20 protein-coding genes are annotated in these 25,768 nt (G+C 55.6%); 11 read left to right on the plus strand and 9 right to left on the minus strand.

Features of this window, described 5'->3' with window-relative positions:
* Window positions 1-4: 4 nt before the first annotated feature.
* From FQ179_RS15780 to FQ179_RS15795, 4 genes are all read right to left on the minus strand, one after another.
* Window positions 5-2,056 (minus strand): fimbria/pilus outer membrane usher protein, encoded by a 2,052-nt coding sequence (locus FQ179_RS15780; RefSeq protein ID WP_188074628.1) that lies wholly within the window; start codon window positions 2,054-2,056, stop codon window positions 5-7.
* A gap of 382 nt (window positions 2,057-2,438) precedes the next feature.
* Complete coding sequence (locus FQ179_RS15785; protein WP_149398245.1) at window positions 2,439-3,185, minus strand: molecular chaperone; 747 nt, start codon at window positions 3,183-3,185, stop codon at window positions 2,439-2,441.
* A 36-nt stretch (window positions 3,186-3,221) separates the two neighbouring features.
* Window positions 3,222-3,716: a spore coat protein U domain-containing protein gene (locus FQ179_RS15790; RefSeq protein ID WP_149398246.1), complete on the minus strand. Its 495-nt coding sequence runs from the start codon at window positions 3,714-3,716 to the stop codon at window positions 3,222-3,224.
* Between the two features lie 161 nt (window positions 3,717-3,877).
* The gene (locus FQ179_RS15795) at window positions 3,878-4,735 is read right to left on the minus strand and encodes a response regulator (RefSeq protein WP_149398247.1); all 858 of its coding nucleotides are present in this window, start codon (window positions 4,733-4,735) and stop codon (window positions 3,878-3,880) included.
* 245 nt (window positions 4,736-4,980) lie between these two features.
* On the opposite strand from FQ179_RS15795, the gene FQ179_RS15800 reads away from it, so the two are divergent.
* Window positions 4,981-6,837: a sensor histidine kinase gene (locus FQ179_RS15800; RefSeq protein ID WP_149398248.1), complete on the plus strand. Its 1,857-nt coding sequence runs from the start codon at window positions 4,981-4,983 to the stop codon at window positions 6,835-6,837.
* A gap of 14 nt (window positions 6,838-6,851) precedes the next feature.
* Here the strand turns inward: FQ179_RS15800 and lysA are convergent, their stop codons facing one another.
* Genes lysA through FQ179_RS15815 form a run of 3 tightly spaced genes read right to left on the minus strand, consistent with a single transcriptional unit; the run spans window position 6,852 to window position 10,877 of the window.
* A complete protein-coding gene (gene lysA / locus FQ179_RS15805; RefSeq protein WP_149398368.1) occupies window positions 6,852-8,120 on the minus strand; it encodes a diaminopimelate decarboxylase in 1,269 nt (422 codons plus the stop codon).
* Between the two features lie 40 nt (window positions 8,121-8,160).
* Complete coding sequence (locus tag FQ179_RS15810) at window positions 8,161-8,379, minus strand: lipoprotein (protein WP_149398249.1); 219 nt, start codon at window positions 8,377-8,379, stop codon at window positions 8,161-8,163.
* Between the two features lie 56 nt (window positions 8,380-8,435).
* Complete coding sequence (locus tag FQ179_RS15815) at window positions 8,436-10,877, minus strand: penicillin-binding protein 1A (protein ID WP_149398250.1); 2,442 nt, start codon at window positions 10,875-10,877, stop codon at window positions 8,436-8,438.
* A gap of 114 nt (window positions 10,878-10,991) precedes the next feature.
* On the opposite strand from FQ179_RS15815, the gene FQ179_RS15820 reads away from it, so the two are divergent.
* The 3 genes from FQ179_RS15820 to FQ179_RS15830 are packed head-to-tail and all read left to right on the plus strand — an operon-like array spanning window position 10,992 to window position 13,834.
* A complete protein-coding gene (locus FQ179_RS15820; protein ID WP_149398251.1) occupies window positions 10,992-11,591 on the plus strand; it encodes a shikimate kinase in 600 nt (199 codons plus the stop codon).
* Window positions 11,588-12,676: a 3-dehydroquinate synthase gene (gene aroB, locus FQ179_RS15825; RefSeq protein WP_149398252.1), complete on the plus strand. Its 1,089-nt coding sequence runs from the start codon at window positions 11,588-11,590 to the stop codon at window positions 12,674-12,676. The genes FQ179_RS15820 and aroB overlap by 4 nt, the downstream gene beginning before the upstream one ends.
* Before the next feature lie 9 nt (window positions 12,677-12,685).
* Window positions 12,686-13,834 carry a deoxyguanosinetriphosphate triphosphohydrolase gene (locus tag FQ179_RS15830; RefSeq protein ID WP_149398253.1) on the plus strand — a complete coding sequence of 383 codons (1,149 nt, stop codon included), beginning with the start codon at window positions 12,686-12,688 and terminating at the stop codon, window positions 13,832-13,834.
* A 114-nt stretch (window positions 13,835-13,948) separates the two neighbouring features.
* Here the strand turns inward: FQ179_RS15830 and uvrA are convergent, their stop codons facing one another.
* Window positions 13,949-16,816, minus strand: a complete 2,868-nt coding sequence (gene uvrA, locus FQ179_RS15835) for an excinuclease ABC subunit UvrA (protein WP_149398254.1) — start codon at window positions 16,814-16,816, stop codon at window positions 13,949-13,951.
* Between the two features lie 175 nt (window positions 16,817-16,991).
* Between uvrA and FQ179_RS15840 the strand changes: the two genes are divergently transcribed.
* Both FQ179_RS15840 and ssb read left to right on the plus strand, forming a co-directional pair.
* Window positions 16,992-18,200 (plus strand): MFS transporter, encoded by a 1,209-nt coding sequence (locus FQ179_RS15840; RefSeq protein WP_149398255.1) that lies wholly within the window; start codon window positions 16,992-16,994, stop codon window positions 18,198-18,200.
* A gap of 170 nt (window positions 18,201-18,370) precedes the next feature.
* Window positions 18,371-18,886, plus strand: coding sequence for a single-stranded DNA-binding protein (gene ssb / locus FQ179_RS15845; protein ID WP_149398256.1), 516 nt, complete (start codon window positions 18,371-18,373; stop codon window positions 18,884-18,886).
* Between the two features lie 326 nt (window positions 18,887-19,212).
* Here ssb and FQ179_RS15850 read toward each other — a convergent pair whose 3' ends face one another.
* A complete protein-coding gene (locus FQ179_RS15850) occupies window positions 19,213-19,986 on the minus strand; it encodes an SDR family oxidoreductase (protein ID WP_149398257.1) in 774 nt (257 codons plus the stop codon).
* A 297-nt stretch (window positions 19,987-20,283) separates the two neighbouring features.
* Here FQ179_RS15850 and ddpX point away from each other — a divergent pair, with 297 nt between their 5' ends.
* The 5 genes from ddpX (at window position 20,284) to FQ179_RS15875 (ending at window position 25,767) form a co-directional block, all read left to right on the plus strand.
* Window positions 20,284-20,877, plus strand: coding sequence for a D-alanyl-D-alanine dipeptidase (gene ddpX / locus FQ179_RS15855; RefSeq protein ID WP_149398258.1), 594 nt, complete (start codon window positions 20,284-20,286; stop codon window positions 20,875-20,877).
* Window positions 20,878-20,977: 100 nt separating this feature from the next.
* Window positions 20,978-22,564 (plus strand): ABC transporter substrate-binding protein, encoded by a 1,587-nt coding sequence (locus FQ179_RS15860; RefSeq protein WP_255475013.1) that lies wholly within the window; start codon window positions 20,978-20,980, stop codon window positions 22,562-22,564.
* A 10-nt stretch (window positions 22,565-22,574) separates the two neighbouring features.
* A complete protein-coding gene (locus tag FQ179_RS15865) occupies window positions 22,575-23,591 on the plus strand; it encodes an ABC transporter permease (protein WP_149398259.1) in 1,017 nt (338 codons plus the stop codon).
* A gap of 113 nt (window positions 23,592-23,704) precedes the next feature.
* The gene (gene ddpC / locus FQ179_RS15870) at window positions 23,705-24,592 is read left to right on the plus strand and encodes a D,D-dipeptide ABC transporter permease (protein ID WP_149398260.1); all 888 of its coding nucleotides are present in this window, start codon (window positions 23,705-23,707) and stop codon (window positions 24,590-24,592) included.
* The gene (locus FQ179_RS15875; RefSeq protein ID WP_255475014.1) at window positions 24,589-25,767 is read left to right on the plus strand and encodes an ABC transporter ATP-binding protein; all 1,179 of its coding nucleotides are present in this window, start codon (window positions 24,589-24,591) and stop codon (window positions 25,765-25,767) included. The genes ddpC and FQ179_RS15875 overlap by 4 nt, the downstream gene beginning before the upstream one ends.
* Window position 25,768 lies beyond the last annotated feature (1 nt).

Here is a 25,768-nt window from a genome sequence, read left to right on the forward strand (position 1 = left end):
GAGCTTACTCGCACGTAAGAGGGCCTATAGCAGGGATGGCTACTGCCGTTTTTGGGTAGGAGAATCGCACGGTGCAGGGGCCTTGGGGCAGCGAGACAAGCAAGGTATTGTCGTCCTCAAGATCTTCGAGATAGGCTAAACCGTCGTAGCCAGTTACGGAGCCTGTGGCATTGCCGTTCAGGTTTAATGGGGCCCCTACCGCGATGACGGTGCCTGCACCATCATGCAGCGTGAGGGTTGCCGCCCGAACCGGTCTTAATTCAAACTTGACCATTGCGCCCGAATCTCTCTGAGGCGCCACGTTAATGTTGACCTTGTCGATCTTCATAGTGGTTGGCAGATTGAGCGCATCAATGGATACCTGGTTTTTCTGATACGCGTTCAGGGGCGAGATCATCAACCTGCCCTGCGCATCGGTGAGCCCAATTTGCCTGTTCTGGAGCATTACCGGGACGTCTGGAACCCCTGAGGTAGACACCACAGCAAAACCGTCATAAACTTTGCGCCCTGCGAATAGGCCCCCGTCCATGGCCACGACCGAACCTGAGGCGCCCGCGTAGGCAGAATTGGTATGCTCGTAGGCATTTACGCCAACACGATAATCGCCCTTAAGGCTTCGGTACGATACTTCGGCATTGCCATACGTGCTCTGTGGGTTTTTTTGCCCCTGAACCGTCCAGTTCCACCCGGTTTCCTCGCGGGTCCATTGCGAAGCGCTTAGACCATAACTGTTTTGACCGGTGCTGCGCTGCACCGAGCTGCCGACTGTCAGATTGTTGTCGAAGTACATGCTCAGGCCCAAGAACACCATGTTGGTACGAGGGGAGTTCAGGCTGCGGTTGTAACTGAGGCTGACCGTGGCGTGATTGCCAAAGCTTTTGCTCCAATAGGCGCCTACGTAGCGGTTTGATGTGGCTGTGCTCGAATAGTAAGTGTACGCGTTATTGTTGCTACCACTGTAGTAATAAGCGGTGGGTATATTGTTTCCGTAGCGAGTGTGTACGTAGCTAAGATTCAGTGATCCCAAGTTGTCCAAGCTGACGCCAGCGACAGCGCTTTCCGTGACGCGTGGCGTGCTGCTATTCGCGTACACCGAGGCTACGTCACGATAGTCCTCGGTCGAGCGAACCGTATTCATGCCAATATTGAAACGACGGTTTTGCCACTGGTAGCCCAGGCTGTACTTCGAGCCTTGCCGATCGTCGCTGCGGCTTGCCGAATATGATGCTGACACTTGTCCCAGCACTCCAACCGTTGCGACCGCGCCTGCCCCCAGTGTAACTACCCGGCCGCTGTATTCTCCGTGGCCCTCAAGCGTGAGGTTGTTGCTGATGCCGTAACGGCCCGTAGCACTGTAAACAGGGTCTTTCTCATAGGAAAACGACGCGTAGCCGTAGTCTTTGCGCACGTAGCCAGCCTCGACCGACCAATCGCTCAGCCCTTTTGCGAGCAGCGTGTTGCTGCTGTAAAACGGTATGTCTACTACCGTGCGACGACCCAAGGCATCCGTCAGTTCCACCTGCGCATTACCCATTCCGGACACGACCGGCATGTTTTCCAGCTGAAAAGGGCCTGCAGGGAGTTGGCCGTTGTAGCGCTTGATACCGTCTATATAGAGGTCGATAGCGGAAGGCAGCACGGCCGTGCCCATAAAGGCGGGCAGTGGCGAGGTGATTCGATAAGGCTTTAGCGAAAAATCGCGGCCTAGCCGAATACCACCTACCCGGATAGATCTGGTCCAGGGCAAATAGCTGGTGGTTGTATCGCCCACGGACAGACTTATTTCGCTTTCCGGCCAGTAGCTGTTCCAGGCCGTATCCAGCCTGACATTGCGCGTGCGGCGACTGTAGTCGTAGTATGAAGAACCTGAGCTGGATCCAGAGTTTGATTGGGTTTGCAAGGTTGTCAGCATGGTGTTGTTGAGCACACCCAAAGGGCTGAAATACCGCATTTCGCTCGATCCACTCAATGTGGAGTTGCTGTCGGGATTGTGTACGGCATAGAGGTCGTAGTTTAGTAGTGCGCCTGTGCCCGGCGTTGCTTGAAGAGTCGCCATTTCCGGCCCTTGCAGCTTCGTTGTGTCCAACTCAAGCGTGTCTGTCGGGGCAGTCAGCGCAAGACTTTGAGTGGTGGCATCGTAATTGAACGTGACGGCCGGGAGTGTATTTAGGTTAACTTCGCTCGAACCTTGGTTTGTAAGCTTAAATCCAATTTTTCGCAGCACGTCAGAGCTTGCCCAGATGCTCTCGCCTCTCTGATCAAAAGGCAATAGCTGAGCAACACGATTGCCGTTAATAAATACCTGCAGGTACAACTGCTGGCTGACAGTGCCCATATGTGCAGTCGGCTGTATAGGTGGCAGAGCGGTTGCCGCCGTTGCAGCGAACGATGGTGCGACGATTAGCGTGACACACAGGTAGAAATTGCTGTGCGATGCTCTATGGGCTCTTCTTTGCCGCAGGAATGACAAACTGCTGAGGCTGTTGATTGATTTTCGCATCTATTGTGCCGCCTGCCAGCATTACCTTTCCATGTTCTTCAAGCTGCCAAATACGCGTGCTTCCTGCTAGAGCATAGCCATATAGCCCCGGGGTCAACACAATGGGCTTGCCATTGGCAGGTGTAAACTTAACGTCAATGATCTGGGCTCGTGTATGCCCGGTGTTGTTGGCCTGCAAGAAGATTTTTGCGTCTTTTTGCATAACGTTCCATACAAGCATGGGTGATGCAGTATCGCTTTGCTTTTGCGTGTGCACGAATACGGGTATGGAGTACCTCACGGCAAACTGCACGCCGGCTGCTTGCGCATCTGTAGGAATCTCGTCAACAACCACGCGGTAGGCTAACTCGCTATCGCCGGCAGTTGGTGAGTTTTGCGTGCGTATCATACGAATCATTTGGCGCTCGCCGGCTGGCACAGATATCATGGCCGGTGTCGCTAGCAGCTCTGTGGTGTGTGCAAGATCGTCCTCGCCTGACACTTGCGTCCAGCGATAAACGCGAATTTGAGCCTGCAACGGTGTATCGCCCGGATTGGTCAGCCACAAAGCCTCGGCATTTTGCGAGGCTTGCAGCTCAAGCATGATGGGAGCCGCTTGCAGATGAGCTGCCGAGGCGGCGCCAGGTATGGCGAATGCGAGCACTAAAGCTACGGCCGAGGCCTGGATGTGAGATGAAATATTCATGCCGTGGGTTGCCGTGCGCGCAAGGTGCGCCCGGTTTTAGTACGTGAGCGTGACGGTGACGACATCTTTAAAGCTGCCGGCGACTCGTCCAGGATTGGTGACCTTACCATACACCTGCATTGTTTGTGGCTGTCCGTTGGCAAATATGGGGGCGGCAATGGCGCCGCTCCAGGAAGCGGTTCTACCTTCATTGGAAAACAAGCTGTAGTCAACGAAAGCATTTGCGTCGGTACCATTAACGCCTTTCATTTTCCAGCTGTTTGCGCTGGCAAGCGCGACGCCCGGAGCTGTGCCCACTGTGCACTGGATCTCAAACGAAGTTTGTCCGAGTGTTACGGGAGCGGAGCCAGTAAGCGGGGTTGCAGCGACTGTTCCGAACGAAAGATCGCCGATGCTGTTCGGTGTTTTGAACTCGCAACCCGCCGCGACATTGATCGTTACATTGAAATTGGCAGTCGAAGATGCAGCGTTGGCGACACCAACAGCAGCGAAAGAAGATACCAGAGCCAGCGCGATAAGTGAGCGTTTCATGTTTTTCTGCTTAAAAATTCAGTGATTGGGATCACTGCAACATGTGGTTTCAGTGATATGACCAAATCTTACGGGAGCAGGAAAACAACGCATTTAAAAGAGGGAACAAACATTTTAATTTGGGGAAACCCCTAGATAAAAACAACACCTTCATACGATTTTTAAGTCGTTTGTGTGGTTTTGTTACTGAGTTCGGCGATTTGAGCTGCTGCTGACAGCCCTTTGTGCGCCTCTTTTGCCTGAATGCGGTAAAGAGAAGGCGTCATGCCGGAATGGCGGTTGAAAGCTGAGGAAAAATTGGCGGCGCTTGAAAACCCCAACTCTTCAGATATGGTCACTACACTCAAGGCTGTCTGCTCAAGCATGCGTTGTGCTGCACGCATTTTTTCGAGTCGTATATGTTCAGCGACAGTCACCCCCTGTAATCGCCGAAATGCTTGGGTCAGCTTTTTTTCGTGTGTTCCGATCAGGCGGGCTATTTTTTCTGGTGAGACGGCCGTCCGCAAGTTGTTACTAATGTAATTCAGCGCCGCATTGACCAGTATTTTATCTTCATCCCCGTCTCCCACGGCATCGGCAGGATCGACGTCATCCTCGACCGAACTCTGGTTTTTCTTGGCCTGCCTTGCCAGCGATAGATGAATATTGATACGCGCTAATACTTCTTCTGCATCGTAAGGCTTGACGACATAATCGCAGGCGCCACCAAGCAGGGCCGTGAGGCGCTGGTCTATGTGGTTGCCAGCGCTGAGGAAAATGATGGGTATCGATGCTGTTGACTCGGTAGCCTTTAACAGCCTGCATGTTGCCAGGCCGTCCATTTTAGGCATGTCTACGTCAAGGAGGATTAGGTCGGGCTGTATGGCGATTGCCCGGTGATACCCTTGTTCTCCGTCGAGTGCAACGCTTAGTTCGTATCCCGTGCCACGCAATCGCTCGATCAAGAGGCGGACTTCTGGCGGGGTGTCATCCACGATCAAAATTCGCGGTGCTGGTCGTTTGGTATTGGTATTCGGCATCAGTTCCCTTGGCAATTCTTGCTTACGTGGGGCTGCTTAATGTTTACGCAGCGCGGCAGGAATGTCTGGAATTGTTCCGACATTTAGATAATGCACGCCCTTAACAGCATGACTTGCATCATCATATCTTCGATCAGTCTCTGATTTAGATAGATGTTAATACTACAATATCATTTGATACTCAATACTACATTCGTCTTAGGCTTGACACATATTTACAATATTAAATAAAGGTTGCTAAATCCTTGACCAGTTATTATCTTGAATGGGACTTATTCTATTTTGGTGGCCTGGCGGCACTCGCTTTTGGAGCGATTGCGATTGCGATTTTGTCCCGGCAAATCTCTTTGGTAGTGATGGGTCTGCTATGCATCGATATTCTCGTATATATGGTTTCTGTGCGGGGTTATGGAGTGCTGTACTGGCCTGATCTAGGCTTCTGGGCTTACAACCACACCAGAGTATTCGGCCATTTAGGTATAGCGCTTTATATATTGACCTTTTATTTTCTGAGCCGGCAAGGTGAAATCCGTTTGCCTGCGGCAAATTACCTGGCCTTTCTGGCGGGTGTGCATTGTGTATTGGCTGTTGTTCATGGCTTCGATGCGTTAATTTCCGTAACCTGGGTCACGCCATTATTTAATGTCTGTACGGGCATTAGCGTTTTGACTGCGTCCATAATCATGGTTCGCCGTCGGGTTCGCGGCGCGCAACTCTTGCTGCTTACCAACAGTGTCTTGTTACTGAGGCTTTTTGCCAACTCTGCAGACTATTTTGGGTTGAAGGCGCCCTTTTTAGGTGTGGGCCAGTTGCGTGAGTGGATGTACAGCCCGCAGGTCTCGTTGATCGCGCTTGCGATTAATCTGACGTTGATCGCGGCGTGGATCAACGAGATCGCTGTGCAGCGTAACAAGGCGAGAAATGCGCTGTTTCTATGGCAAGAACAGGAACAGGAGTGTCTGAAGGCCGAGGTCGAACGGCAAACTCAGGCATTAAATCAGGCGCTGCAGTATGCGGATGAAGCCAATCGAAAAAAATCAGAAGGGCTGGGGTACATTAGCCACGACTTGCGTGCACCACTGTCGGCTATTCTTGGCGATGCCGAAATGTTGTCGCCTACGCTTAATACGGAACAAAAGCGTTATGCGCGTTCCATTGTTCAAAGTGTGCATTATCAGTTGGCGCTCATCGACAATTTGCTCGAGTACTCACGCAACGAGTTCGAGTCGTTTACATTGCGCCCGTTGGCGATATCGCTGAATGATCTTATGGACGCGACCAGCCAGTTCGCCCTAGCGCTCAGTACGCGGCAACATAATCAGTTTCGTTATGTGGCCGTGTCCACATTGCCCGACGCCGTTATGCTCGACGGTCGCCGGCTGCAGCAGGTTTTGCTGAATCTGCTTGTCAATGCAGCCAAATTCACACAGCGCGGCCAGATCAAGCTTGAGGCCAGTGCCGAGCCTCATGCGCAAGGATGGTTGCTGCGGTTTGCCGTGTCAGATTCTGGCGTAGGGATGAGCCTTGATACACAGTCTCGCGTGTTTAATGCGTATACGCAGTTGCATCCTCAGCATGGCGGGGTGGGGCTGGGGCTATTTATCGCCCGTCAAATTGTTGAAGCGATGGGCGGCACACTAAACCTTGAAAGTGCGCCAGGTGAGGGAAGCCGGTTCAGCTTCGACGTTGTCGCCGCTGCAGCCAGTGTGCAAGAGTTGTCGCCACAGCCGACGTTTGACATGCCTACCGCAAGTATGGAATGGCCCGAACTTGAGCTTGGGCGATCAATTGGCTTTCCGGTGTTACCGGCACACGCTCGGGTGGAGCTTGCCATTCACGCTCGAGATGGGCAATTGAGCAGGATTGAGGGATGGTTAAGCAAGATGATGGCGGATTACCCCGGATACCACGAGTTTTATGATGAGGTAAACGCGGCGCTGCATACGCTGGACTTCGAATATATAGAGGTGCTTGCCTTGGCGACCGAGCCCGACGCGCCCCCGATTGATGGGGTGATACCAGCCGCGGGCGATTTGTCGCCCGAAGCTCTGTATTTGGACGGCGCCTCAGTGCCGCGAACTGATGAAGTGGTCACGGCCTGAGCATTAGCGAAATATTAGGGCAGTATGCTTTCGTCCTGAAAGAGGCTCTCAAGGGTTTCGCGGGGACGCACCACATGCGCCTGATCACCGTCGACCATGATCTCGGCCGCACGCGGTCGGGTGTTGTAATGGCTGGACATGGTGAAGGCGTATGCGCCTGCTGACATAATGGCAAGACGGTCGCCCGACTCAAGTGCCAACTTGCGATCACGCGCCAGCCAGTCGCCACTTTCGCAGATGGGGCCTACGACGTCGTAGAGAGGTGTGGCGGCGTTTGTGCTGCGAGGCTTGACTGCCTCAACACTGTGCCATGCATCGTACAGCGTAGGCCTGATGAGGTCGTTCATGGCCGCATCGACAATGGCGAAGTTCTTGGAATCGTTGTGCTTTAGGTATTGCACAGTGGTTAGAAGCACGCCGGCATTGCCGACCAGTGAGCGGCCTGGTTCAAGCACGATTTGCAGATGGTCGAGTTTGTTTTCGGCCAGTGTTTCAAAAACTCGATCAAGCAGGTCGGTAGGTGAAAGCGGGGTTTCGTCCGTGTAGCGGATACCGATGCCGCCACCCAGGTCAAGGTGCTTGAGCTTAACGCCTTGTTCAGCCAGCGCCTTGATCAGCACAATAAGCTTGTCGAGGGCGTCGAGATAGGGCGCTACTTCGGTAATCTGCGAGCCTATATGGCAGTCTAGCCCCACGATTTGCAAGCCAGGCAGTTTGGTGGCCAGTTGGTAGGCCTCGGGTGCCTTCTCGATATCTATGCCAAATTTGTTTTCTTTCAGGCCTGTCGAAATATAAGGGTGGGTGTGTGCATCTACATCAGGGTTCACACGCAACGACACCGGCGCTACCTTGCCCACTTCGACAGCCACGTCTGAAAGACGCTGCAGCTCGGCCTCTGACTCAACATTGAAGCACTTGACGCCGGCATCAAGCGCGGCTTTCATTTCCCAGACCTGTTTGCCCACGCCTGAAAAAACAATGCGGGAAGGATCGCCGCCAATCGCCAGTACCCGTGCCAGTTCGCCACCTGACACGATATCGAAGCCCGAACCCAGTTGGCGGAACTCGTTCAGAACCGCCAGGTTGGAGTTTGCCTTCATGCCATAGCAGACCAATACGTCACGACCCCGGGCCGCTTGCTGGTAGGCCAGCCAGGCGTCATGCAGTGCTTGGCGCGAGTAAACATATAAAGGCGTGCCGTATGTGTCGGCAAGCTGGGTCAGGGAGAGATCTTCTGCATGCAGAATGCCGTCTTTGAACTGGAATTGTGGCGCAACAGTCATGGTCTCGAAAATTGAAGATGTGGAAGCGTTCACGGGGCGCTTAGCGCGGCGAGGCTGGGCTCGACCCGCCGCGCTGAGGCGTGGCGGGACCAGGAGGAGAGTCTGTGGGTGGGGCTGTAAGCGATTGATCGGGCGCTGCGGGCGGTGGCATGTAGAGAGGGCCTTTATAGCCACAGGCTGCCAGAAGCGAGAGCAGCGCCGCGCTGGCGGCAAGCCGGGTAACGGCGTGTGCACTGGCCCGTACGAAACTTACTTGCATTGAGAAACTCCGGTTACAGAAACTTGGAAGGCCCGTGAAAACAGGCCCTCCCAGGTTTAGAAGGGTACAGTGGGAGGTGCCTGAACGCGGTTGCTGCTGTCACCTTTGAGCTGGTTGAGCAGGTCAGCAATACCGTCAAGGCCGCCGCCCCCTCCGCCATCAACCGGGATATCAGAGGGTGCAGGCAGGCCCACGCGGGCGATGGCTTGCCCTGGAGGGTATTCAGAAAAGTAGAAATCTCCGTTGACGCGCGAGAGGCCTTGGGGCATGTCGCCAGGCGGTGTTTCAGGCACGCCCTTGAGTGTTTTGCTCATATAGTCCAGCCAGATTGGCAGTGCAGCCCCGCCGCCGGTTTCACCCTGGCCCAGGGAGCGGGGCTGGTCAAAGCCCATCCAGGCTATACCGACAAGCTTGGGCGTGAACCCTGCAAACCATGCGTCATGTGAGTCATTGGTGGTGCCGGTTTTGCCGCCGATGTCGTTGCGTTTGAGTTCACGGTGCACCCGCGCTCCCGTGCCGTAGGTTGCCACGCCGCGCATCATGTCGTTCATGACATATACGGTACGGGGGTCAACGACACGTGCGCTGGCGTCACCTGCCACCACAGGCTTGGCGCGCATAATGACTTTACCCGTGCTGTCAGTGACATGATCGACAAGATAGGGCGGTACGCGGTAGCCACCGTTGGCGAAAACTGCGTAGCCACCGGCCAGTTGCAGGGGGGTAACGCTGCCTGCCCCTAGTGCCAGCGGAAGAACGGCCGGCTGGCGCTCGCGGTCAAAGCCGAAGCGGGTGATGTAATCTTGCACGTACTTGGGGCCCACTGCCTGCATGATACGAATGGATATCATGTTTTTGGACTTGTACAGGCCTTGACGCATTGTCAGCATGGGCTCGTAGCGGTTGCCGTAGTTTTTGGGTTTCCAGGCCTTGGAGCCGGTTTGCGACGCCGTGAGCATGAATGGCTCATCGGAGATTTGCGTGGCGGGTGTCAGGCCGCGCTCAAGCGACGACGCATAAATAAACGGCTTGAAGGCGGAACCAGGCTGACGCCAGGCTTGGGTGACACGGTTGAAGTTGCCGCCGTCAAAGTCGAAGCCACCCACCATTGCCTGGATAGCACCGTCTTGGGGGCGTACCGATACGAACGCCGCCTGGACAGTCGGAAGGTTGATGACTTCCCAGTGATCGCCATCTTTGTGCACATAAACCACCGAACCGCGCGAAATTTTGTATTTATCTTGCGCATTCTTGCCCAAGCCGCGCGCGACGGTTTTAAGAGCACCTTTGTCGGTGACCTCTATGATCTGGGACGCTGTACGGGCAATGGTGATTTTTGTGGGGCTGGCATCGAGCACGAGGCCGGTAAGCAGGTCATCGCTGTCAGGGTATTTTTCTTGCAGGCTGTCGAGCAGGGTATCGAGCTCTTCAGGCTTGCTTTCGATGTTATCGGGAAGCTTGATGGTTTCTTCAGGGCCTGGGTAGACTGAGCGGCGGGTATACGTGAGAATGCCGTCGCGTACCGCTTTGTAGGCGTCTTCCTGGTCGGTTGACTTTACCGTTGTGTATACGTTGAAGCCCCGCGAGTATATGTTGTCTTGATACACGCTGTATAGCAGTTGCCGCGCCAACTCGGCCACGTATTCACCGTGAATGGCATAGCCGCCCGCAGGTGTGCCGGGGGCTGATTTAATGATGATTTCTTGGTTTTTGGCCTGCTCGTACTCTGCTTCTGTGAGATACCCCAGGCTTTTCATGCGAGCCAGTACGTAACCCTGCCGGGCTTTGGCGCGTTGAAAGTTGGCGATGGGGTTGAAACGTGACGGTGCCTTGGGTATTCCTGCCAACAATGCGGCTTCAGCAGGCGTGATTTCACTGAGCGGCTTACCGAGATAGGTGCGTGACGCGGCAGCAAAGCCGTAGGCGCGGTGCCCCAGGAAGATCTGGTTCATGTATAGATCGAGAATCTGGTTTTTTGTGAGTGTGGCTTCGATCTTGAACGTGAGCAAAAGCTCATAGAACTTGCGGGTGTAGGTTTTTTCGGATGAAAGATAGAAATTACGGGCTACCTGCATGGTAATCGTGCTGGCGCCCTGTGTTTTGGACATGTGCGTGAGGTTGGCGACCATGGCACGGGCAACGCCGGCCCAGTCTATGCCACCATGCTGGTAAAAGCGGTCATCTTCAGCTGATAGAATGGCCGATTTCATGACGTCTGGTATTTCGTCAAAGCGCAGCACATTGCGGCGCTCTTCGCCAAACTCGCCAATAAGCACCTTGTCAGCGGTATAAATGCGCAGGGGCACTCGCGGCCGGTAATCGATCATGGCCGAGAGGTCTGGCAGGTTGGGCCAGGCGAGTGCGAGTGCGAGCGTGAGAACCAGTGCGCCGCACACACCAAGCCCCGCCGCAAAGACGGCGCACTTGATGATGAAGCGGCCCAGCCAGGAGCGGGTAGTGCCGGAACTCGTGTTTGAAGATTTATCAGAGGAACTCATGAGGGGCGATTTTAAGTCTAACCGCGATCAGACTATGATTTGTGCATTAGGTTTGTGTAACCGAGTAATGCTGTGTGGTCGGGAAGGCCGGATCGTAAGTGGGATAATACACAAATGAATCATTCTTCACCTGTGAAACCCGTTGACCAGGGTTCTGAATTAGAAGCCCCGCAAGCCTGCGCGCCACTGTCTGCGCGGCCTATTATGCTGGTTGGCATGATGGGCGCGGGCAAAACCACCATAGGGCGGCAGCTGGCTCGTCTGCTTGATCGGCAGTTTATCGACCTTGATCACGAACTCGAGGCTCGCTGTGGGGTCAGAGTGTCGTTAATTTTCGACATTGAGGGCGAAGATGGGTTCCGTAAGCGAGAAACTTTATTGCTCGATGAAATATCGCAGCAACCCGGTATCGTGCTGGCAACCGGGGGTGGTGCTGTTCTGGCACCCGAAAACCGTCAACTGCTTAAAGAACGGGGTACGGTAATTTATTTGCGTGCCGGTGCAGATGAACTATACCGCCGCGTGGCACGTGACCGCAACCGGCCTTTGTTGCAAACGGCAGATCCTCGTGCCCGTTTGCGTAGTTTGCTGCAGCAGCGCGAGCCTTTGTACGAAAGTGTGGCCACCATTACCGTCGACACAGGTGCTGCACCCGTATCGCAATTGGCCCACTCTATTATCCCTCTGCTTTTACACCACGAGGTTCAGTCATGAGTATTGTTCGTGTCGACACGCCGGGAGGCGCGTATCCCATTCATGTGGCGGCAGGGCGAATCGACGCGCTTGCACAAAGCATACCTGCCGATGTCACGGCAATTGCGCTGGTCACCAACCCCACAGTAGGGGCTATTTACGGCGAGCGCGTTGAAAAGGCGCTGGCCTCAACCGGAAAACGTGTGGTGCGCATCGACATACCCGATGGCGAAGAACACAAAGACTGGCACACACTCAATATTATTTTTGACGGGCTGTTGCGCAACAAGCTTGACCGTAAGGCAATGTTGGTCGCGCTGGGCGGTGGTGTTGTGGGCGACATTAGCGGGTATGCAGCAGCCAGTTATATGCGTGGCATACGTTTTGTGCAGGTTCCAACCACGTTGCTGGCCCAGGTTGATTCGTCAGTGGGCGGAAAAACCGCAATCAACCACCCGCTTGGCAAAAACATGATTGGTGCGTTTTACCAGCCGGTGGCGGTGGATATCGACACAGACGTGCTGGCGACGCTGCCGGCCCGGGAAATATCGGCGGGGCTTGCCGAGGTGGTCAAATACGGCCTTATCATTGATCCAGAGTTTTTTACATGGTGCGAGCAAAACATACAGGCAATGCGTGCACTTGATGCTCAGGCCATTACCTATGCCATTCAGCGCTCCTGCGAGCTCAAGGCGTATGTTGTGTCGCAGGATGAACGTGAAACCGGTCTGCGCGCCATACTTAACCTGGGCCATACTTTTGGTCATGCGATTGAGTCAGGCCTGGGGTATGGCAAATGGTTGCACGGCGAGGCCGTTGGCTGCGGCATGATCCAGGCCGCCGAACTGTCGGCGCTTACCCAAGGTTTGCCGCAGTCTGACGTAGAGCGTGTGCGCGCCATTGTGCAGAACATAGGTTGTCCGGTCACACCGCCTGATCTGGGCATGCAGCGATGGCTTGAACTGATGAAGGTCGACAAAAAAACCGAAGGTGGGCAACTGCGCTTTGTGCTGCTCAAAGCGATCGGCACGGCGTGTGTCGTGTCGGTGCCCTCTCAGGCGCTCAAGCAAGTGCTAGAAAACGCCGCGTCAGCGGCACATGTCTGAGGAGTGACCATGTATATGCTTGCCCCGTATGCCTGCCATCCAGAGCAAACACGCGGGCGCCGGTATATCGAGGCGCCACCCACAGGCCGCAATGCCTTTCAGCGTGATCGCGATCGCATTATTCATTGCAACGCATTCAGGCTGCTCGAGTACAAAACCCAGGTTTTTGTAAACCATGAGGGCGATCTCTTTCGCACCCGCCTGACGCATAGCATAGAAGTGGCGCAGATTGCGCGTACGCTGGCGCGCAATCTGCGTTTGCACGAAGACCTGATCGAGGCGATTTCGCTGGCGCATGATCTGGGGCACACGCCATTTGGTCATGCTGGGCAAGACGAGCTTAATGCCTGCATGCGCGAGTTTGCGCCAGACGCTGGCGGCTTTGAACATAACTTGCAGAGCTTGCGCATTGTTGATGAGCTTGAAGAGCGCTATGCCGACTTCAATGGGCTCAACCTGTGCTTTGAGACGCGTGAAGGCATACTCAAGCACTGCTCGGCCGGGCATGCCCGCAGGCTGGGCGAGGTGGGCGAGCGGTTTCTGACACGCACCCAGCCTTCGCTGGAGGCCCAGATCGCCAATTTGGCCGATGAGATTGCCTATAACAATCATGACATTGATGACGGTTTGCGCTCGGGCCTGATCACCATCGAGCAATTACAGGTGCTTGAGATCTTCGCCACCCATGATGCGCAAGTCAGAAGTCGATATCCGGGCATAGACCGGCGGCGTCTGATCTGCGAGGTGATACGCGCCATGATTAATACCTTGGTCATCGACCTGACTGAAACCACGCTTGCCAATATTCGTCAGCATCAGCCCGAAAGTGTTGACGATGTACGGGCTGCACCGCCGCTGGCGGCATTTTCACCTTCAATGCGGGCTCAGGCAGATGCGCTTAAAAAGTTTCTGCTTGAAAACCTTTACCGGCACTACCGCGTCATGCGCATGACAAACAAGGCGCGCAAAATTGTGCGAGAGCTGTTCATGGCGTTTCTTGACCAGCCGCGCCTGCTGGCCGACCAGCATCGCCGTGACGACCCCTTGTCGCAAGCCCGCGCCATTGCTGATTATATCGCTGGCATGACTGACCGCTATGCCATCCGCGAGCATACGCAGTTGTTCAGTATGGATAACGGCCTGAGCCGGCCCGAGTAACAGGCCGGCCGGGCCTAAGTAACAAGCAGAGCGACGGGTTGCCGACTAACAATCCGTTGACCACGCGGCCTGCTTTGCTGGCTTGCGCCGCGCCGTGCGCCTTCCCCGCAGGGGTCAGCCCACGGCCGAGGGTTGCGGGGCTAACAGCAGCGGTTTCAAGTAGCTGCCGGTATGGCTGGCAGGTTCTGCAGCCACTTCTTCAGGTGTGCCCTGGGCCACAATCTGCCCGCCACCGCTGCCACCCTCGGGGCCCATGTCAATAACCCAGTCTGCAGTCTTGATGACATCGAGGTTGTGTTCGATGACGACGACTGTATTGCCAGCTTCCACCAGTTTGCGCAGTACGTCGAGCAACAGGGCAATGTCCTGAAAATGCAGGCCGGTGGTGGGTTCGTCCAGAATATACAGCGTGCGGCCCGTGCTGCGTTTCGACAGTTCAAGCGACAGTTTGACGCGCTGGGCTTCACCGCCTGACAGTGTGGTGGCGCTCTGACCCAGTCTCAGGTAAGACAGGCCTACGTCCATGAGCGTGTCCAGCTTACGGGCAATGGACGGCACCGATGAAAAATAGGTTTGAGCTTGTTCTACGGTGAGATCAAGCACTTCACTTACGTTTTTACCCCGGTAGCGTATGTCGAGTGTTTCTCGGTTGTAGCGTTTTCCGCTGCAGACATCGCAAGAGACGTACAGGTCAGGCAGAAAATGCATTTCAACCTTGACCACACCGTCGCCCTGACACGCTTCGCAGCGACCCCCTTTAACGTTGAACGAGAAGCGCCCGGGGCCATAACCGCGGGTTCGCGACTCTGGCACGCCGGCGAACAGCTCACGAATGGGTGTAAACATGCCCGTATACGTGGCGGGATTGCTGCGAGGCGTGCGGCCAATGGGGCTTTGATCAACGTTGATGATCTTGTCGAAATTTGACAGGCCCTCAAGGGCGTCAAAAGGTGCTGGTTCCGTCTGGGCGCGGTGCAGGCGCTGTGCCACAGCTGTTGCCAGTGTGTCATTGATCAGCGTGGACTTGCCGGAGCCCGAGACGCCGGTTATGCATACCAGTCGGCCGGCAGGGATGGCCAGGTTGACCGCTTTGAGGTTGTTGCCACGGCAGCCTTTGATTTCGAGCCGAGGCGTGTCGGCGTCTACCGGACGCCGTGTGGGGATGGCTATGCGGCGTGTGCCACTCAAATACTGACCGGTTAGTGACTGGGTATTGCGCATTAACTCGTCGGGTGTGCCCTGGGCTACCACCTGCCCGCCGTGCTCGCCTGCCCCGGGGCCCATATCAAGAACGAAATCGGCGGAGCGGATCATGTCTTCATCGTGCTCGACGACAATGACGCTATTGCCCAGGTCGCGCAGATGTTGCAAGGTTTTGATCAGCCTGTCATTGTCACGCTGATGCAGGCCTATGGACGGTTCGTCGAGTACATACATAACGCCGGTAAGGCCCGAGCCTATCTGGCTGGCAAGACGAATACGCTGAGCTTCACCCCCAGAAATGGTGTCAGCACTGCGGTCGAGCGACAGATAGTTGAGCCCGACGTTGTTCAGAAACTCAAGGCGCGCCTCAATTTCGCGCACAATGCGCTGGGCTATTTCTTTTTTGGCACCGGTCAGTTCAAGCGCACGAAACCAGGCCAGACAGGCAGACAGTGAAAGTGCTTCGACTTCAAAAATGGCGCGACCCTGACGCTGGCCTAACCCGATTTCATTGCCCAGCAGCACATTGCGCGCTTCGGTACGCAGGCGAGCGCCACCACAATCGGGGCATACATTTACCTGGCGGTATTTGCCCAGCTCTTCGCGTACTGCGCTGGAGTCGGTTTCACGCCAGCGTCGTTCGAGATTGGGCACAATGCCTTCAAAAGCGTGTTTTTTTACGGTGCTGCGACCTTTTTCGTTTAGATAGAGAAACGGTATTTTTTCTTCGCCTGAGCCATACAACACGCGCTGACGGATGTCTTCGGGCAGATCTTCGAAGGGCGTTTCGATGTCAAACTGATAATGGGCTGCCAGGCTGGTGAGCAGTGTATGGGTAAACGCATTGCGGCGGTCCCATCCATTAATCGCGCCGCTGGCCAGGCTGAGCTCGGGAAACGCCACAATGCGTTTGGGGTCGAACACCTCAACACAACCCAGGCCGTCACAGGAGGGGCAAGCACCCACGGGGTTGTTGAAGCTGAACAGACGCGGCTCAAGCTCGGTAAGGCTGTAATGACAAATGGGGCAGGCGTAATGAACGGAAAAGGCAAACTCTTCGCCGGTATCCATATTGAGCGCAATGGCGCGGCCCTGAGCCAGACCCAGGGCGGTCTCAAAGCTTTCGGCCAGGCGTTGCTTGCTTTCTGGCTTGACCCGCAGGCGGTCTACGACCACGTCAAAGTCATGCTTTTCAGTTTTGCGCAAAGGCTCGAGTTCGTCTATGGACACCATCTGACCGTCTACACGCAGGCGTACAAAGCCTTGTGCCTGCAAGCTGACACACTCATCCTCGAAGCTGCCTTTGCGGTCTCTGGCCAGCGGCGCAAGAATGGCCAAACGGGTATCGGCAACCAGCCCCAGCACTTTGTCGACCATTTGACTGACACTTTGTGCCTGAAGGGGCAAATGGTGATCAGGGCAAAAAGGCGTGCCGACGCGTGCGTAAAGCAGGCGCAGATAATCGTGAATTTCGGTAATGGTGCCGACAGTGGAGCGGGGGTTATGGCCTGCCGATTTTTGTTCGATGGAGATGGCCGGCGAGAGGCCTTCGATCAGATCGACATCGGGTTTGTCCATTAACTGCAGAAACTGTCGTGCATAGGCCGACAGGCTTTCGACGTAACGGCGCTGGCCTTCGGCATATAAGGTATCGAACGCCAGTGACGACTTGCCCGACCCCGACAGGCCGGTTACCACCACCAGTTTGTGGCGTGGCAGGTCGACGGAAATATTCTTTAGATTGTGCGTTCGGGCACCGCGGATGCGTATCGCTTCCATAGGGTTTGGGGTCCAACTCTTTATTTAGGCTAACTTGTTACTATAACGCGCCGGCCTTCGCCGTGCGTTACCGGGTGCTAAGTTGATGCGACTGGCAGCGGCCAGAAGGTTTCGTTGGGGTCGGTCATGTGGATATGTCGGCGCACCTTTTTCCGGCATGGTTTAATTGAGCATTATGCGTACAAACTCTGCATCTGCCGCCAAGCCTACCCGGGCTCGGCTAAAGCTTACTGCGCTCGAACGCAAAGCCAGCATTGCGCTGGCATTGTTGTTTGCGACGCGCATGTTGGGCCTGTTTCTGCTTACTCCCGTCTTTGCAGTGGCCGCCCTTACGATTCCGGGGGGCGACAATGCTGCCCGGGTGGGCCTGGCGCTGGGCGCGTACGGCCTGACTCAGGCCATTATGCAGATTCCTCTGGGCATGGCTTCAGACCGATGGGGGCGACGTCCCGTCATTGTGTTTGGCATGGTGCTGTTTGTTGTGGGCGGCGTTATCTGTGCCATGGCCAAAAACGTTGACTGGATTCTGGTCGGACGCATCGTACAGGGCGTGGGGGCTGTGTCGGCGGCCATTACCGCCTGGGTAGCGGATGCCACCCGGCCCGAGGTGCGCACGCGTGCCATGGCCATGATTGGCGGCTCCATTGGCATTTCGTTTGCTGTGTCGCTGGTGATCTCGCCGATGTTGGTGGGCGAGTTCGGGCTTTCAGGGTTGTTCTGGGCCATCAGCCTGCTGGGTTTCGTTTGTTTGCTGATTGCAAGCTTTGTGGTGCCTTCGGTACCCCAGGCGCGTATGCCAATTATTCAGGCCCGTGTGCGCGACGTGTTGCACCACGCCGATCTGCTGCGTCTTAATTTTGGCGTGTTCTGTTTGCACTTTGTGTTGATGGCGCTGTTTATTGTTGCGCCGGGGTTGCTGGCCACGTTGGGTGGGTACGACACTTCTACTCTCTGGGAAGTGTATCTGCCGGTTATCTTGCTGTCGTTTGTGCTCATGGTGCCGGCAGTGTTTTATACCGAAACTCGCCATGCCCATAAAATTGCGCTCGAAATCGCGGTGGCAGGGCTGGTGGTTGTGCTGGCGTTGATGCCTCTGGCACGGCATAACTTTCTGGCTCTGGTGGCCTTGATGGTTGGATTCTTCATTGCCTTTAATATTCTTGAAGCCCTGCAACCCTCGCTGGTGTCACGCGTGGCACCGCCCGAGTACAAAGGATTGGCCCTGGGGTTTTACAACACAGCCCAATCGCTGGGTGTGTTTATGGGGGCAACGGTAGGCGGCTTGCTGGCCGCTTCAGGGCGTAGCTCTGCCGTGTTTTTACTGTCAGCCGGGCTGACATTTGTCTGGTTTTTGACCGCGCGTGGGTTCAAGGACAAAACCTGAAGCGCGCCGCGAGGCTTGGCGGCCTGCGTAGCCTGGGCGGGGGTTGGCAGGGTTTGAATAGCTTGCCGCATGCGGGGCGGGCAAATTGTGCGCGCACCGGGTAGCCCCGCCGCTTCAAAATCGTCGATAATGGCGTATCTATCTAAATTTTCAGATCTAAAGGTGTACTCATGGCCTCAGTAAACAAAGTCATTCTCGTCGGCAACCTGGGTCGCGACCCCGAAGTCCGCTACAGCCCGGACGGCGCGGCCATTTGTAACGTTTCCATTGCCACGACCTCTGCCTGGAAAGACAAGGCATCCGGCGAGCGCCGCGAAGAAACCGAATGGCATCGCGTCGTGTTTTACAACCGCCTGGCCGAGATTGCCGGCGAGTATTTGAAAAAAGGCCGGTCAGTGTATGTTGAAGGCCGTCTCAAAACCCGTAAATGGCAAGACAAAGAAACCGGCGCTGATCGCTACAGCACCGACATCGTTGCCGACCAAATGCAGATGCTGGGCGGACGCGAGGGCGGTGAAGGCAGCATGGGCGGTGGTGGGGGTGGTGACGAATACAATCAGGCACCTCAACAGCAGCAACAGCGTGCACCGCGTCCGGCACAGGGCCAGCAAAGCCAGGGTCGCCCGGCCGCTGCAGCGCCTGCCGCCGCCAATCTGGCTGACATGGATGACGACATCCCGTTCTAAGTTGGCTGAAAGCTGTTCAGGGCCTTCGCGGGTGCAAGTTCTGTAGCAGTATTACGTTGCAACACTAAAAAGCCTGTAACCACAGTAGTTACAGGCTTTTTCTTTGGCGGGCCCAGCATGAACTGACGCCTATAGGTTGATCACGGTGAACGAAGCCAGGCGCAACCGCATGATCAGGGCGACATGGTATAGATCCGGCGGTTGTGCAGCGAAAGAGAGCGTGCTTATCACGGTGATGCCTCGCCTTGAGCCTGAAAGGGTAATGGCGTCGAGCCGGAGCGAGGAGTCAGCATTGGTCGTAGTAGCGTGGACGAGAAGGCTGCACCTCACCCAATTGACGCCCCACCGTCAACAGCCAGGTACTGGCCCGTTACATGGCGTGAGGCTTCGCTGGCCAGAAACAGGGCAGCGCCTTTGAGGTCATCGTCGCCACCCAGCCTGCGTAGTGGGGTATTGGCGATGATGCCGTCCGCCATTTTGTGGAGCAGCCCTGCTGTCATTTTTGATGGAAAAAACCCGGGGCAGATGGCGTTGACGTTAATGCCGTAGTGCCCCCACTCTGACGCCAGGGCGCGGGTAAAGTTGATGGCTGCCGCTTTTGACGTGTGATAACCGATGGTGTGTACGCCCGGGCGCATGCCTTTGAGCCCGGCTACCGAGGCGATGTTGATGATTTTGCCTTGGCCGCGAGGGATCATGCAGCGGCGACCTACTTCGCGCGCCAGAAAGAAGGGGGCGTTGACGTTCAGGTTCATGACTTTATGCCATGCCTCGTCGGGGTGTTCTTCGGTTGGGGCGCCCCAGGTTGTGCCGGCGTTGTTCACAAGAATGTCTATATCGCCCGAACCGGCGATGGCTGTGTCCACCATTTGCGGAATGGTGTCGAAGTCTTGCAAGTCGCTGACAATAGTCTGCACGGTTATGCCCATGCCTTCGAGATGTGTTTTTGCCTCTTCAAGCTCGTGCGCTTTGCGTGCCGTGATGACGACCTTGCAACCCATCTCGCCCAGTGCCTCGGCAATCTGCAGCCCCAGGCCGCGCGATCCGCCTGTTATCAGGGCCACTTTGCCATCGAGCTGGAACAGTGCTTTTACACTCATACAAACCTCTTTGTGATGAAATTATAGTTAATGGATAAAGGAGGATGCGCTCCGCTGCCATGGTGATTGGAATGCTGGGTTGTTCTGCTGTGCGGATCAGTGTTCTGCCGACACGCAATAGTAAGACCTGAGCCTCGATGTGTAAATCGGCGCAAGGGTAAACACGGAGGCATGGGCGGGCGACGTGCGAAGCAATGCCCTGCCTTATCGGCTATCGTAATAAATGGCACCATGTATGCCGTATTGCAGCGATTTTCTTATGTTTTTTTTACCGGCAACACCATCCCTCGCCTATTCATGCACTCAACTTCTCATCTCGCCACAGACACCGCCTCTGCCTTGGTCACCATCACACCGCCTGATTTCCCGGTGATTATTGACCTTGTTTATGCCACGCCCCGAAATTTCACCGAGCATGTTGTTTATGCACAGGCGCAATGTGCCCTGCACGCAGACGCAGCGGCCTGTCTGGCGCTTGCTGCGCAGGCGGCGCGTCGTGCAGGCTACACCCTTAAAATTTTTGATGCCTACCGACCTCCTGCTGCGCAGGCGGTATTCTGGGCTTTGTGTCCTGATCCGCGCTATGTGTCGGACGTGTCGGTAGGCTCACATCATTCGCGTGGTGTTGCGGTCGATGTCACCCTAATGGACGGTAATGGGTGTGAACTCGATATGGGTACGGGCTTTGACGCCATGGAAGCACACTCGCATCATGACTGTGATGACCTTTCTGTTGAGGCGCAACGCAACCGCAGCATGCTATTGGGCATTATGTTGCATGCAGGCTTTAAGGCCATCGCAACGGAGTGGTGGCACTATGAATTACCCGATGCCCACCGCTACCCTTTGCTCGACAGCGATGTGGTTCAGGTGGTTCATTTCAAAAACTAGGGTTATCCCCCCTGCAGCCAAAGGGGCTGCGGACGGTAAGCTGGCACCTTGGCCGAAAGGCCAGCGAGTCAATCTGTCGTTCCCTTTTCGGAGTATCCCCATGGTTTCGCAAAGTACTTCTCCGCGTCATGCCTTTGGTGCGGGCAGGAAATATCTGGTGTCGGTCATGGCAGGCATCAGCCTGGCAACCTTGTCGCTGGCGGTTGGTGCCGTTACGCCGCCTGATACGCTGGTTATTGGAAAGGCGGCAGATCCGCAGACGCTAGACCCTGCGGTCACGATCGATAACAACGATTGGACGGTCACGTACCCCGCCTACCAGAAACTGATGCGTTACAAGCAGGTTAACGGCAAGGGCTCTACCGAGGTAGAGGGTGATCTGGCAGAAAGCTGGGAGGTTACACCTGACAACCTTACCTGGACGTTCAAGCTGCGCCCTGGGCAAAAATTTGATGATGGTTCTGATGTAACTGCCGAAGCCGTCAAGTTTTCGTTCGAGCGTTTGTTGAAAGCCAAGCAGGGGCCCTCTGAAGCGTTTCCGGCATCGTTGAAAGTGACGGCGACTGACCCACTGACGGTGACGTTTACGCTTGAGAATTCTTTTGCTCCGTTCCTTTATACGCTGGCCAATAACGGTGCGAGCATAATTAACCCGAAAATCGTTAAAGAGCATGGCGATAAGGCAGACAGCTGGCTGGCCAGTCATACAGCTGGGTCTGGGCCTTACCGGCTGGTTTCCTGGCAGAAAGGGCAAGCCCTGACACTGGAGAAAAACCCCCATTACGGCGGCAGCAAAAAGCCGACGCTGGACAAAATGGTGGTCAAAATCGTACCTGAGGCGTCGTCCCGTCGCCTGCAACTGCAGAAGGGCGATCTGGACGTGGCAGAAGATATGCCGGTTGACCAGGTGGTGGCGCTGAAGGCCACGCCCTCGGTTACGGTGCATCAGTTTCCGTCGTTGCGTGTTACGTATCTGTATCTGAACAACAAGTCGGGGCCTTTGAAGAACGCCGATATGCGGCATGCGGTTGTCGATGCCCTTGATTACCAGGGCATTATTGATGGCATTATGCTCAAGCAGGCGGTGCAGACGCGCGGCCCCATACCTGAAGGCATGTGGGGTTATGACGACTCGCTGCCTTTGCCCAAGCAGGATCTGGACGCGGCCAAAGCGGCGCTTAAGCGTTCAGGTGAATCCAAGCCGTCGCTGTTGCTGCGTTACTCAACGCGCGACCCCAACTGGGAACCCATTGCGCTTACCGTGCAGGCTAACTTGGCCAGCATTGGCGTTAATGTAAAGCTCGAAAAACTGGCAAACGCGACACTGCGTGAGAACCTGGGCAAGGGCGACTTCGATATCTCTATCGGTAACTGGAGCCCTGATTTCGCCGACCCGTATATGTTTACCAGCTACTGGTTTGATTCAGACAAGCAAGGGCTGGCCGGTAATCGCTCGTTCTATTCCAATCCTCAAGTTGATACCTGGTTGCGAGAGGCCGCCGTGCTGGCCGATCAGGGCAAGCGTGCTGCGCTTTATAAACAGGTGCAGCAGCAGGTGGTAAAAGATGCCGCTTATGCGTATTTGTACCAGACCAATTACCAGGCAGCCATGCGTAATGACGTTAAAGGTTATGTTTTTAACCCCATGCTTGAGGCTGTTTTCAACGTGGCAGACATGAGCAAGTAGGCGGCGCTGCATGTCGTGGTTCACGATAGTAAGAAAACGCTTGCCAGGTGTGGTGATGGTGGTGATCGGGGTGTCGCTGATCACCTTCATCATCTCTCACCTTATTCCGGGCGACCCGGCGCGGCTTATTGCCGGGGACCGGGCTACGGATGAAATTGTTGCCGCCATACGCACCAAGCTGGGTCTGGATCTGCCTCTGTATCAGCAATACTGGAATTATCTTGTAGGGCTGGTACACGGCGATCTGGGTACCTCCATACGTACCGGCAGGCCAGTGCTGGAAGACATTGCCGCGTTTTTTCCGGCCACGCTTGAATTGGCCCTGGTCGCCTTGGTTCTGGCGACGGTGGTAGGTATTCCGCTGGGGGTGCTGTCGGCGGTTTACCGCAACAAGCCTATCGATCAGCTTGTGCGTACCATTTCAGTGACGGGGATTTCTACGCCCGCCTTCTGGTTGGGGCTGGGTTTGATCGTGCTTTTTTACGGGCGGTTGGGCTGGTTTCCCGGTGGCGGTCGGCTGGAGCAGGGCATGGCGCCGCCCACCGATATTACCGGCCTTTTTTTGGTTGATGCCTTGCTCACCTGGAATATTCCGGTTTTTCTCAATGCCTTAAAGCATCTGGTGCTTCCTGCGTTTACGCTAGGCTTTGTTCACCTGGGTGTCGTGGCGCGGCAGATTCGTTCGGCCATGCTGGAGCAACTGGGTGAAGACTACGTGCGTACGGCGCGTGCGTTTGGCTTGTCGCGTTGGGCCGTGGTGTTTCGTCAGGCTTTGCCCAATGCCTTGATCCCATCGGTGACGGTACTGGGCCTGGCGCTTGGTGACCTGCTGTATGGCGCGGTGCTGACCGAAACCGTGTTTGGCTGGCCGGGCATGGGCGCTTATGTGGTGGAATCTATACAGGCCCTGGATTTTCCTGCTGTCATGGGGTTTGCCGTGGTGGTTTCTTTTGCTTATGTACTGGTCAATTTGCTGGTCGATTTGCTGTATCGCTGGCTTGATCCGCGTATTACGGGGGTTACCTAGCGTGGTTGCTGTTGCTGGTTATCACACGGTGGTGAGGTTTACGGCTGTACCATGCGTGCCCGGTGTGTTGCACCGCTTGTGCAGCAACCCAAACTGTAAATGGGGTTTGCCTGGTGAGTGAAGCATCCGTACCGGCCGTTGGCGCCGCAGGCTCATGGCGCCATGCATGGTCTTATTTTTTCTACCAGATACGCCAAAGCCCGCTGGCTATGGCGGGGCTGGCCATTATTGTGTTTGTCTGTACGGTGGTTGTCTGTGCAGGTTGGATTGCGCCGTATGATCCTGATGCCATTAGCCTGATCCATCGTTTGCAGCCGCCTTCAGCAGCGCATTGGTTCGGCACGGATGAGGTCGGTCGTGACATTTTTAGCCGTGTTCTTTTCGGCGGTCAGCAATCGGTAGGGGTGGGCCTGTTCGTGGCCTTTGTCTCCAGCGTGGTTGGGTCAGTTATTGGCTGTTTTTCGGGCGTTATTGGCGGACGTACCGATAACGTCATCATGCGTGTCATGGATATTGTCCTGTCTGTGCCTTCGCTGGTGTTGACGATGGCCTTGGCCGCAGCGCTTGGCGCAAGTCTGTTTAATGCCATGCTGGCGATTACGCTGGTGCGTATTCCGTTTTATGTGCGCCTGGCACGCGGGCAGGCTCTTAGCCTGCGTGAAATGGTGTACGTCAAAGCCGCCATTACGTTTGGAGCGGGGCGTCGGCAAATTGTCAGCTGGCATATTGCGCGCAATGCGCTGGCACCACTCATTGTTCAGGCAACGCTGGATATTGGCGCCGCCATTCTCATGGCGGCAGCCCTGGGGTTTATTGGTCTGGGGGCTCAGCAGCCCACGGCAGAATGGGGTGCCATGGTGGCCACAGGCCGTAATTATTTTCTGGATCAATGGTGGTATGCCGTGTTCCCGGGTTTTGCCATTCTTATTACGGCGGCAGGGTTCAACTTGTTGGGGGATGCCGCGCGCGACATGCTTGATCCAAAGTTGAAGGCGCGATGATGACGCCAGCGGCTAATACACAGACTTCATCGGTTGTGCGCGATGACATGGGTGGTACGGCCCGGAATACGCGTGCCGACATGGCCGGAACAGCCCAGCTTGCCCTGCGAGGGACGCATGAGAACGGAAAGCTTCCTGTGTCGGATGATATTGCTCACGGCACGCTTGGCTTGTCAGCCGCTGCGCCCGTACTCGACATTTCTTCCCTGACGCTTGAGTTCCCTATCTTCAAAGGGGTAGTCAAAGCGCTCAATGGGGTCAACCTGCAGGTGCATCAGGGCGAAATTGTGGGCCTGGTGGGTGAGTCTGGCTCGGGCAAATCGGTAACCGCCATGGCGATTTTGCGTTTGCTGCAGCAGGATGCCTTCAGGGTGAAGGCGGGCTCGATTACGGTGCTAGGTCGTGAGGTTTTTGCATTGCGGGAACCTGAGCTGCTCGCCATGCGCGGGCGTGATGTGGCCATGATTTTTCAGGAACCCATGACTGCCCTGAACCCCACGCGTAAAGTGGGCCGGCAGCTGGTGGATGTTATACGCCGTCATCAGTCGGTCTCGTCGGCAAAGGCGCTGGAGCAGGCGGAGCGTCTGCTGCGTGATATGTATATCGGCGATCCGGTTGATGTGCTGAATCGCTATCCCTTTGAGCTGTCGGGGGGCATGCGCCAGCGCATCATGATTGCATTGGCGTTTTCCTGTAACCCCTCACTGCTTATTGCTGACGAGCCAACCACGGCGCTTGATGTCACGGTCCAGCGCCAGGTGTTGCTGCTGCTGCGTGAAAAAGCCCGTGCTCTGGGAACGGCAGTGCTGTTTATTACGCATGATATGGCAGTGGTGTCGCAGTTTTGCGATCGTGTGTACGTCATGTATGCGGGGTCGGTGGTCGAGCAAGGCCCCACGGCGTCTTTGATCGAGACCCCGGCGCATCCTTATACGCATGCTCTGCTGCGTGGGCTGCCTGAGAATGCTTTGCCGCGTACTGAGTTGCCTGCCATCCCAGGGCATGCGCCTGATTTAAGCGCCTTGCCTGAGGGGTGTGCATTTCGGGATCGCTGTGTCTTCGCAGATGAACAGTGCAGGCAGAAGCCGCTGCTGAAGCCTATGCCTGGTGTGCCAAAACGTGCCTATGCCTGCTGGCACCCCAGATTAATTGCGGGGGTAGATCAGGGTGAGTGAA

The sequence above is a fragment of the Pusillimonas sp. ANT_WB101 genome (assembly GCF_008369125.1).
In the GTDB taxonomy this organism is placed as follows: domain Bacteria; phylum Pseudomonadota; class Gammaproteobacteria; order Burkholderiales; family Burkholderiaceae_B; genus Allopusillimonas.